General features: G+C 62.1%; 9 protein-coding genes. 5 read left to right on the top strand and 4 right to left on the bottom strand.

The features are described from left to right. Window positions 1-221: 221 nt before the first annotated feature. Genes BBJ66_RS25255 through BBJ66_RS25245 form a run of 3 tightly spaced genes read right to left on the bottom strand, consistent with a single transcriptional unit; the run spans window position 222 to window position 2,366 of the window. Window positions 222-620: a Fur family transcriptional regulator gene (locus tag BBJ66_RS25255; protein ID WP_049733516.1), complete on the bottom strand. Its 399-nt coding sequence runs from the start codon at window positions 618-620 to the stop codon at window positions 222-224. Beyond that, a complete protein-coding gene (znuB, locus tag BBJ66_RS25250; protein ID WP_049733517.1) occupies window positions 617-1,432 on the bottom strand; it encodes a zinc ABC transporter permease subunit ZnuB in 816 nt (271 codons plus the stop codon). Before znuB ends, BBJ66_RS25255 begins: the two co-directional genes overlap by 4 nt. Next, window positions 1,425-2,366 carry an ATP-binding cassette domain-containing protein gene (locus BBJ66_RS25245; RefSeq protein ID WP_071090651.1) on the bottom strand — a complete coding sequence of 314 codons (942 nt, stop codon included), beginning with the start codon at window positions 2,364-2,366 and terminating at the stop codon, window positions 1,425-1,427. Before BBJ66_RS25245 ends, znuB begins: the two co-directional genes overlap by 8 nt. Before the next feature lie 101 nt (window positions 2,367-2,467). Here BBJ66_RS25245 and BBJ66_RS25240 point away from each other — a divergent pair, with 101 nt between their 5' ends. The 3 genes from BBJ66_RS25240 to BBJ66_RS35500 all read left to right on the top strand — a co-directional run bounded on the left by BBJ66_RS25240 (window position 2,468) and on the right by BBJ66_RS35500 (window position 5,018). Next, window positions 2,468-3,526: a zinc ABC transporter substrate-binding protein gene (locus tag BBJ66_RS25240; protein ID WP_049733519.1), complete on the top strand. Its 1,059-nt coding sequence runs from the start codon at window positions 2,468-2,470 to the stop codon at window positions 3,524-3,526. Between the two features lie 110 nt (window positions 3,527-3,636). Further along, window positions 3,637-4,842, top strand: coding sequence for a zinc metallochaperone GTPase ZigA (gene zigA, locus BBJ66_RS25235; RefSeq protein WP_049733520.1), 1,206 nt, complete (start codon window positions 3,637-3,639; stop codon window positions 4,840-4,842). After that, window positions 4,839-5,018, top strand: a complete 180-nt coding sequence (locus BBJ66_RS35500) for a hypothetical protein (RefSeq protein WP_049733521.1) — start codon at window positions 4,839-4,841, stop codon at window positions 5,016-5,018. Before zigA ends, BBJ66_RS35500 begins: the two co-directional genes overlap by 4 nt. A 298-nt stretch (window positions 5,019-5,316) precedes the next feature. On the opposite strand, the gene BBJ66_RS25225 is transcribed toward BBJ66_RS35500, so the two are convergent. After that, the gene (locus tag BBJ66_RS25225; RefSeq protein ID WP_049733522.1) at window positions 5,317-5,643 is read right to left on the bottom strand and encodes an RcnB family protein; all 327 of its coding nucleotides are present in this window, start codon (window positions 5,641-5,643) and stop codon (window positions 5,317-5,319) included. Window positions 5,644-5,941: 298 nt separating this feature from the next. Here BBJ66_RS25225 and BBJ66_RS25220 point away from each other — a divergent pair, with 298 nt between their 5' ends. Next, window positions 5,942-6,325 (top strand): VOC family protein, encoded by a 384-nt coding sequence (locus tag BBJ66_RS25220; RefSeq protein ID WP_049733710.1) that lies wholly within the window; start codon window positions 5,942-5,944, stop codon window positions 6,323-6,325. Between the two features lie 182 nt (window positions 6,326-6,507). Continuing rightward, on the top strand, window positions 6,508-7,839 hold the full coding sequence (locus BBJ66_RS25215; RefSeq protein ID WP_071090648.1) for a hemolysin family protein: 1,332 nt from the start codon (window positions 6,508-6,510) through the stop codon (window positions 7,837-7,839). Window positions 7,840-7,956 lie beyond the last annotated feature (117 nt).

Genomic DNA, 7,956 nt, shown 5'->3' with positions numbered 1-7,956 from the left:
GCGACAATGGCGGCTCCGGCAAGGGCGACAATGGCGGCTCCGGCAAGGGCGGCTCTGAATCCAAGCCGGACTAACCCGATCGGCGAAACGAAAGCGAGTGGTGAGGCCGGGTTTCCGGCCTCACCTTTTGGATTGCTGCTTATGGATCGATTGGTGTCCAACACCGGAGCAAGGCCAGATGCCGCGGCAAGCCCCTGGACAACCGATCTTGCGAACGAAGCTTACGCCGCACAGGCCTCGCACAAACCGCGGATCTCGATCGTCGTTTTCGCGGGCTTGAACTTCTGGCCGCGCACCCAGCCCATCAGCCGATGGTCGACCTCGTGGTCGTGGAACTCCATCACCTGGCCGCAGCTTTCGCAGATGGCGAAGGCGACGATGCCGTGGCTGTGGCAGTCGTCGCCCGGATGGGCGCAGGCGACGAAGGAATTGATGCTTTCGAGCCGATGCACGACTCCGTATTCGAGCAGCTTTTCCAGCGCCCGGTAGACCTGCAGCGGCGCGCGGAAACCGTGATCGCGCAGCTTGTCGAGGATGGTATAGGCACTGAGTGGCCCTTCGGCCTTTTCGAGCACGTCGAAGACCAGCGACTGGTTCTTGGTGAGTTGCGGTGTCGTCATGAGCCTTGTCCTTGCATGACTGCGCGGTGCCGCCTGAGGGGAAGCAGGCTGAGAATGAAGAGGATCAGCGCCGCGACCACGATCGAGGGACCGGAGGGCGTGTCGTAGGTGAGCGAGCCGAACAGCCCGCCGACGACGGCGGCCGCCCCAATGACCGAGGCGAGCACCGCCATGATCTCGGGAGTCGGCGAAAAGCGCCGCGCCGCAGCCGCCGGGATGATCAGCAGCGAGGTGATCAGCATGATGCCGACGATCTTCATGGCGATGGCGATGACGACAGCCATCAAAAGCATGAAAAACAGCCGCGCCCGCTCCGGCTTCAGCCCCTCGGCCTCGGCAAGCTCGGCATTGACGGTTGCCGCCAGCAGCGGCCGCCAGAGCCAGGCCATCGCTACGAGCACGAAGAGCCCTCCACCCCAGATCAGCGCGATGTCGGTCGTTGAAACCGCAAGGATATCGCCGAACAGGAAGGCGATGAGATCGATCCGCACCCAGCTCATGAAGGCGACCATGACGAGACCGATCGCCAGTGTGGCATGTGAGAGGATACCGAGCAGCGCATCGGCCGACAGCGCCTGGCGCTTCTGCAGGAAGAGCAGCAGCACCGATACGAGGGCTGCGACGGCAAAGACGGCCAGCGTCAGATTGAGTTCGAAGAGCAGCGAGAGCGCGACGCCGAGCAGCGCCGAATGGGCGATCGTATCGCCGAAATAGGCCATCCGCCGCCAAATGATGAAGCAGCCGAGCGGCCCCGTCGTCAACGCCAACCCGACGCCGGCGAGGATGGCGCGCACGAAGAAATCGTCAAGCATGGCGGCCCTCCCCAGTGTGGGAATGGGCATGCGCGTGCTCATGTCCATGGTGATCGTCATGAGCATGGGTATGAGCATGGTCGTGCGCATGACCGTCATGCGCATGATGCCCGTCAAGCTCGTGGTCCCGTTCGGGACCACGAGCGGGGAAGCAATGATCGGTCACCGTGCCGTCGGCATGCTGCACGCGGCCGTCCGGCAGGTGCGTATGGTCGTGATGATGGCTGTAGACGGCGAGGGTCTGCGCGGCCCGGCTGCCGAACAGGCGCACATATTCCGGGCTGCGGCTGACGGCTTCGGGCGTGCCGCGGCAGCAGACATGGCCGTTGAGGCAGATGACCGTGTCGGTCTCCGCCATGACGACGTGCAGATCGTGCGAGATCAGCAGGATGCCGCAGCCGCTGGCATTGCGGATCGATTTGATCAGGTCGTAGAGCGCGATCTCGCCGGAGAAATCGACACCCTGCACCGGCTCGTCGAGCACCAGCAAATCGGGTTTGCGCGCAATGGCGCGCGCCATCAGCGCCCGCTGGAATTCGCCCCCGGAGAGATGCTGCACCTCGGCATCGAGCATATGGTCGATGCCGGCGGCTTCGAGCGCGGCACGCATGTCGCGTTCCGGCAGCGGGCCGGTCAGCGTCATCAGCCGGCGCACCGAAAGCGGCAGCGTCCAGTCGATCGCAAGCTTCTGCGGGACATAGCCGACCTTCAGGCCGGCCAGACGCTCCACCCTGCCCTCATTCGGCTTCAGCACGCCGATCGCCGCCTTGGCGCTCGTCGACTTGCCGGAGCCGTTCGGCCCGATCAGCGTGACGATCTCGCCGCGCGAGACGGAAAATTCGACTCCGCGCACCAGCCAGCGGCCGTTGCGAAGGACACCGACATTCTCAAGCGAAACCAGCGGTTCGCCCTTCGTATTTGCGGGAGAGAGCATCAAATTTTCCGACAGCGCTGTTGCATCCTGCTATTGCACACGTTATAGCATAACGCAATTGATGTAATAACATAACATCTGCAATTCAAGCGGAGCATCCGATGAAACGCGCCCTGGGCCCAGCCCTGAAGACCTCGGCCTTTAGAATTCCGGCCGCCTTCGCCCTCCCGGCGCTGGCGGTGCCTGCCTTGCTTTTTGCCGGCACCATGCGGGCAGCCGACGCGCCCGTCGTCGTCACCTCGATCAAGCCGATCCATTCGCTGGTTGCAGCGATCATGCAGGGTGTGGGCGAACCGGAACTGATCGTCGATGGCGCCGCCTCCCCGCATACCTACAGCCTGAAGCCGTCGAATGCGCGCGCTCTGCAGGAAGCCAAGGTGATCTTCTGGACCGGCCCCGGCCTCGAGGCTTTCCTGGAGAAACCGCTTGAGGCGCTGGGCTCGAAGGCCAGCATCGCCGAACTCGACCATGCCCCCGGCCTCGTCAAGCTGCCCTTCCGCGAAGGCGGCGCCTTCGAGCCGCATGAGGATGGTGACGAGCACCATGGCGCTTCCGCCGAAGGTGAGGAGCACGATCATGCCGCCGGCACAGGGCATGATAGTGGCCATGATCACGGACATGACGGTGACCATGACCATGGCGCCTTCGACACGCATCTCTGGCTCGACCCGATGAATGCCAAGGCGATGGCCGCCATGATCACCACGACGCTCGTCGCCGCCGATCCCGCCAATGCGCTGACCTACCAGGCCAATGCCAAGGCGCTGGACGACAAGCTGACGGCGCTGGACAAGGAGATCGCCGCCACCGTCGCTCCCGTCAAGGACAAGCCCTTCATCGTCTTCCATGACGCCTACCAGTATTTCGAACACCGCTACCGCATCCGCGTCGCCGGTTCGATTACCGTCAGCCCGGAAACCATTCCCGGTGCCGAGCGCGTTTCGGAAATCCACCGCAAGGTCGGCGAACTCGGCGCCACCTGCGTCTTTGCCGAACCGCAATTCGAGCCGCGCCTCGTGAATGTCGTCACCGAGGGCACCAACGCCAGATCCGGCGTGCTCGATCCCGAAGCGGCGACTCTGAAGGCCGGCCCCGATCTCTACTTCACCCTCATGCGCGGCATCGCCGAGAGCATGAAGGATTGCCTCTCCAGCGCATGATTTTCATGCGGCGCTGCGGGGAGAGCTGAGGCGGAAAGAGGCGGATGACCCCGTTCCGCCTTTTTTCGGCTCAGCCGATGTAATGATATAACATAAATATGCGAGGTTTTATGGACAACAGACTTCCGGTCACGGTGCTCTCCGGCTTTCTCGGCGCCGGCAAGACGACACTGCTGAACCACGTGCTCGCCAATCGCGAAGGCATGCGCGTCGCCGTCATCGTCAACGACATGAGCGAGGTGAATATCGACGCCGCTCTCGTGCGCGATGGCGGCGCCAATCTCTCTCGCACCGACGAGCAACTGGTCGAGATGACCAATGGCTGCATTTGCTGCACGCTACGCGACGACCTGCTGAAGGAAGTGCGCCAGCTCGCTGATCAGGGCCGCTTCGATTACCTGCTGATCGAATCCACAGGCATCGCCGAGCCCCTGCCGGTCGCCACCACCTTCGAATTCCGCGACGAGAACGGAGAAAGCCTTTCCGACATCGCAAGGCTGGATACGATGGTGACCGTCGTCGACGCTGCCAATCTGCTCGCCGATTATGCCTCCGCCGATTTCCTCGCCGACCGCGGCGAAATGGCTGATGACGACGACAACCGGACTATCATCGACCTGCTTGTCGAACAGATCGAATTCGCCGATGTCGTGGTGCTGAACAAGATCGGCACGGCAAGCGAGGCGGAACGCGATGCCGCACGGAAAATCATCACTGGCCTCAACCCGGATGCGCAGCTGATCGAGGCAGATTTCGGCAAGGTGGCGCTGAAAGAGGTGCTCGGCACCGGCCGCTTCGATATCGATAAAGCCGAGACCCATCCGCTCTGGTACAAGGAGCTGCACGGCTTCAAGGACCATGTGCCGGAAACCGAGGAATACGGCATCCGCTCCTTCGTCTATCGCGAAAAGAGGCCCTTCCATCCGGCAAAACTGCAGGCCTTTCTCGACAGGACATGGCCGGGCGTTGTGCGCGCCAAAGGCTTCTTCTGGCTGGCGACGCGCCCGCACCATGTCGGCGAGATCAGCCAGGCGGGCGCGCTGGTGCGCACCGGCAAGATGGGTCTCTGGTGGGCGGCGGTGCCGCGCGAACAATGGCCGGAAGAACCCGGTTTCCTCAGCGCCATCGGCCCCTATCTCGACCCCGTCTGGGGCGACCGCCGCCAGGAAATCGTCTTCATCGGCGCCGACCCGATGGATGAGGCCTGGATCAGGAGAGAACTCGACGCCTGTCTCGTCGAAACCGAAGCCTTCACGCCCGAGCGCTGGCGCAACCTGCCCGACCCTTTCGCCAGCTGGAACAGGCAGGCGGCATGACGGCGACGGCAATCAAACGCTTCCGCTGCATTTGCACGGAGTGTGCTCCGTTGCCGCCGATCGAGGGGCTTCATCCGTTGACGCATGAGGAGGATGTGAAGGTTGATGCCGGAAGATCGAGGGGGTTTCTTGGCATCATCGCCGAGCGGGTCATGCCTTCACGCCAGCGGGATTGACGATCTTTGTCACGCGACATGCCGGCCCAAGAGATCGGCGAGACGCGCCCCTCATCCGGCTGCCGCCACCTTCTCCCCGTAAACGGGGCGAAGGCAGAAACCGCAACCTCTCGGTCCCTCACTAACGTCTCGTAGGGCACGTTCCCTCTCCCCGTCAGAACGGGGAGAGGGTTAGGGTGAGGGGCAACTTCTTGGCCAAGAACCGCACAGCCGGGGCACAAAACCGGGATGACGTCGAGTACGCAAGGCTTAGCAAACAAGCGAAGGACGGCCAAAGCCACCCTTCCCTTGTCACCCATCAACGACCAGCAATGATGCTGGAGATCACACCGCTGGTGACGCCGATCAGCAGGTAGTCGTTGTCGGCGCGGACCCAGCGATAGCCGCGCGGCGGCGGCGCCAGCCGGTAGCGGCGGTAGTCGTTGACGTCGTGAAACCGGCGGCGCTCGCTGGCATTGACGCGGTATCCCTTCTTCCAGTGCGGCCGCACCACCGTTTTCTCGACGATCACCTTCTTCTGCACGACGACAGGCGGACGGCGATAATCATCGGCGCTGGCCTGGGAGACAACCAGCGGGGAGAGAAGGAAGGAAGCGGAAAGGAGAGCTGCAAAAATCTTTTTCATCTGGGGTTCCTTGATGTTCGGCGCGGGAGAAAATTAGGCCCGAAAAGATGAACCGAAACTGAAATTTAAATTAAACTTTCGTAATGGAATCCGATGCCTGACGCGTAAGTCTTATATTTCAGGTTAGACTTATGCACCTTCACGAGGAACAGAAACCGCGATCGGCAAAAGCACCCCAGAAGATCAGATTCGATTTTCGCAAGGATTGGGCGCAGATTCAATTTACGGAGCGTCCTTTGCCCGGCACTGTCGGATCGTTGTGCGGGATCGCTCGATACAACAGATGATGGAGGAAACCATGCCCGGCATCAGCATGCGCTACATCGTCGACGACGTCGACGCCGCCCTGGAATTCTACACGAAACATCTTGGCTTCTCGGTCGCTCTTCATCCCGCGCCCACCTTTGCCATCCTCACAAGAGATGGTTTTCGTCTGCTCATTAGCGGCACGACCGGTCCGGGCGGAGCATCCCAGGCAACGCCCGACGGGCGGAAACCTGAACCCGGCGGATGGAATCGCATCCAGATCGAAGTCCCGGACCTGGAGGCGGAAGTCGCCACGCTGCGCCAGGCGGGCGCGCGTTTTCGCAACGAGATCGTGCAGGGCATTGGCGGTAAACAGATCCTGGTCGAGGACCCGGCCGGAAACCCGATCGAACTCTTTGAAGCGCCGAAGAGATAAACGCGAAGCGCATCAATCATGCGTTCGACTGCGCAATCTTGCGCGCCGCACTTAGGAACCGCGCATATCATCTGACGCGGTGGGCCAGCATCGTCTCACGTCTGGAAGAATGGCGCCGCGCCTTGCTACCTGTGTGCGAGCGTGTAGTTTCGGACTAGCAGTAATTCAAAGGTAGGGAAAATATGTCCGAATCCGCGGGCGGCGTCTTCGACTATGTCGGGATACTAGCCGTGCTTCTTCTGGTGGCCGCCAACGGCTTCTTCGTCGCTGCTGAATTCGCGCTGGTGTCGGTCAGGCGCAGCCGTGTCACCGAACTTGCCGCGGCAGGCCGCATGAATGCCTCCGCCCTCCAGCGCGCCGTCGACAATCTCGACGCCAACCTTGCCGCCACCCAGCTCGGCATCACCATCTCGTCGCTGGCGCTCGGCTGGGTCGGCGAGCCGGCGCTTGCCCACCTGATCGAACCTCTGCTGTCCTGGCTGCCTGGGCAATGGGCGACAACCGGCGCGCATACCGTCGCCATCGTCATTGCCTTCGTCATCATCACGGCACTGCACATCGTGCTCGGCGAGCTTGCGCCGAAAAGCCTGGCGCTTCAGCGCAGCGAAGCCACCTCGCTTGCCGTGGTGCGTCCGCTCGGGCTCTTCCTGGTGCTGTTCAAGCCGGCGATCTTCATCCTGAACGGCATGGGCAATCTTGTGCTCAGGGCCGTCGGCCTTCGCGCCGGGACGGGGGAATCATCGTTTCATTCACCGCAGGAGCTGAAGCTGCTGGTCGCCGAAAGCCAGGAAGCCGGTCTTCTCAACCAGGTGCAGCAGCAGCTCGTCGAGCGGGTGTTCAACATCGGCGACAGACCGATCTCCGACATCATGACCCCGCGTCTCGATATTGAATGGTTCGACGCCGACGACAGCGAGGCCGAAATCTTGAAAACGATCCGCGAATGCAGCCACGAACAGCTGCTGGTCGCCCGAGGCTCGATCGACGAACCGATCGGCATGGTGTTGAAGAAGGACCTTCTCGACCAGGTTCTCGACGGCGGCAAGGTCCGGCCGATGGCGGTGATCAAGCAGCCGCTGGTGCTGCACGAGGGCACCTCGGTCGTGCGCGTGCTCGACAGTTTCAAGGCCTCGCCTGTTCGGCTCGCCATCGTTATCGACGAATATGGCAGCCTGGAAGGCATCGTTACCCAGACCGACCTGCTCGAAGCCATCGCCGGCGACCTGCCGGGATCCGACGAGGAGCCCGACATCATCGTCCGCGAGGATGGGTCGCTGCTGATCGACGCGATGATGCCGGCCTTCGACGCCTTCGAACGGCTGGGGCTGCGCGATCGGCCGGATGCCGATTTCCATACGCTTGCAGGCTTCGCGCTACACCAGCTCCAGCACATCCCCGAAGCCGGCGAAACCTTCGTGTTCGATAACTGGCGCTTCGAAGTGCTCGATATGGATGGCATGCGCATCGACAAGATGCTGGCGACGCGCATCCCCGCGGACGGGGCGGAAGGCTAATGCATGTCGCCCGGAAGTGTGCAGCGGTTCCGAGATAACGACATGCATAAAATAAAGAGCTCTAGGAGCTGTGGACACTTATCTGAGCCATAGGATTGTTGCGGCCAGAGCGATCAT

The organism is Rhizobium sp. RSm-3 (assembly GCF_001854685.1).
Lineage (GTDB): Bacteria > Pseudomonadota > Alphaproteobacteria > Rhizobiales > Rhizobiaceae > Rhizobium > Rhizobium ecuadorense.
The sequence above is the reverse complement of the archived record's forward strand: the minus strand, read 5'-3'. Positions and strand labels throughout refer to the sequence as shown.